Source organism: Pseudomonas sp. NCIMB 10586 (assembly GCF_023127895.1).
Classification (GTDB): domain Bacteria; phylum Pseudomonadota; class Gammaproteobacteria; order Pseudomonadales; family Pseudomonadaceae; genus Aquipseudomonas; species Aquipseudomonas synxantha_A.
This window is the reverse complement of sequence record NZ_SPKQ01000034.1, coordinates 1-1,246: the sequence shown is the minus strand read 5'-3', so window position 1 is coordinate 1,246 and position 1,246 is coordinate 1. Positions and strand designations below refer to the sequence as shown.

The window sequence follows — 1,246 nt, the reverse complement described above, 5'->3', positions numbered from 1 at the left end:
TGAACTGGCCTAATGAATTTGGACACATCAATAGGGCGCTATGATGGCGCCCAAACCTAAGGTGTGCAGATGATGCGAAAGTCCTATTCCAGCGAGTTCAAACTCAACGCCGTCAGCATGGTGCTTGATCAAAACCTGTCTGTTCCCGAAATTTGCACCAGTTTGGATATCGGCCCTACGGCTTTGCGTCGTTGGGTCGAGCAGGTGCGCAAAGAGCGCACCGGATCCACGATGGCTGGCACCAAGGCGATTACTGCCGACCAGAAGAAAATTCAGGAACTCCAGGCCCTGCTCAGGCAGAAAGATCGGGATATCGAAATTCTAAAAAAGGCCAGTGTTCTCCTGCTTTTGGACTCCAAAGATCATTCCCTCTGATCAGCGAGCTAGGCGAACAGTACGGCATTACAGATTGCTGCCGCGTTTTTGAAGTCAACCGCAGCAGCTATTACGCCTGGCGTCAGCGCCAGGGGGAAATCAACCTGAAGCGCGAAGCGCTCAAGGTTGTTCTAGTTAAGTACCACAAGGCCTCAAGAGGATCGGCTGGAGCACGAACCCTCTCTGAAGACCTGCGAGGTGCAGGCCATCAGGTGGGGCGTTACATGGCTCGCAGCTTGATGAAGGAAGCCGGGATTGCCAGCCGCCAACGCAGGCCCCACAAATACAAATCGTCAGGCGTGGAGTCTTTGGTGGCTGAGCATGAGTTGGAGCGCGAGTTCTACGTAGCTGACATCAACAAGGTCTGGTGCGCGGACATTACCTATATCCAGCTCGGTAAGCGCTGGCTCTACTTCTCGGTCGTTTTGGATCTGTTTGCCCGCAGAGTGGTGGGATGGTCGTATTCACTGGTCGCTGATGCGACGCTGGCAAGTGAGTCACTGCGCATGGCTGTTGAATTGAGAGGGCGGCCTAAAGGTGTGCTGTTTCATTCCGATCAGGGCTGCCAGTACACCAGCCATAAATTCAGGGCTGAACTGCAGGCACATGAGCTGAAGCAGAGCATGAGTCGAAAAGGCCAGTGCTGGGATAACGCCCCGATGGAGCGTTTTTTTGGCAGTTTGAAGTCCGAATGGGTGCCCGAGAAAGGTTACAGCTCGGAGTACGAAGCTCGGGCAGATATCAACCGATATGTGGCGCGCTACAACAGCGTAAGGCGCCACAGTTACAACGGTTACCACTCACCGATAGCGGCGGAAAAGCTAGCGGCGTGAAAACCGAAAAGAATGTCCGAAATCACTGGACCAGTTCA

At 53.8% G+C, this 1,246-nt stretch carries 2 protein-coding genes; both read left to right on the top strand.

What is annotated here, in order from left to right; translation table 11 throughout:
• The first annotated feature begins 69 nt into the window (after positions 1–69).
• Positions 70–375: a transposase gene (locus tag E4P01_RS13185; RefSeq protein ID WP_248130062.1), complete on the top strand. Its 306-nt coding sequence runs from the start codon at positions 70–72 to the stop codon at positions 373–375.
• Positions 372–1,208 (top strand): IS3 family transposase, encoded by an 837-nt coding sequence (locus E4P01_RS13180; protein WP_248130063.1) that lies wholly within the window; start codon positions 372–374, stop codon positions 1,206–1,208. Before E4P01_RS13185 ends, E4P01_RS13180 begins: the two co-directional genes overlap by 4 nt.
• Positions 1,209–1,246 lie beyond the last annotated feature (38 nt).

What these genes read in the sequence shown, in the direction of transcription:
- E4P01_RS13185 (WP_248130062.1), top strand. Translation starts at nt 70, where the DNA reads ATGATGCGAAAGTCCTATTCCAGCGAGTTCAAACTCAACGCCGTCAGC.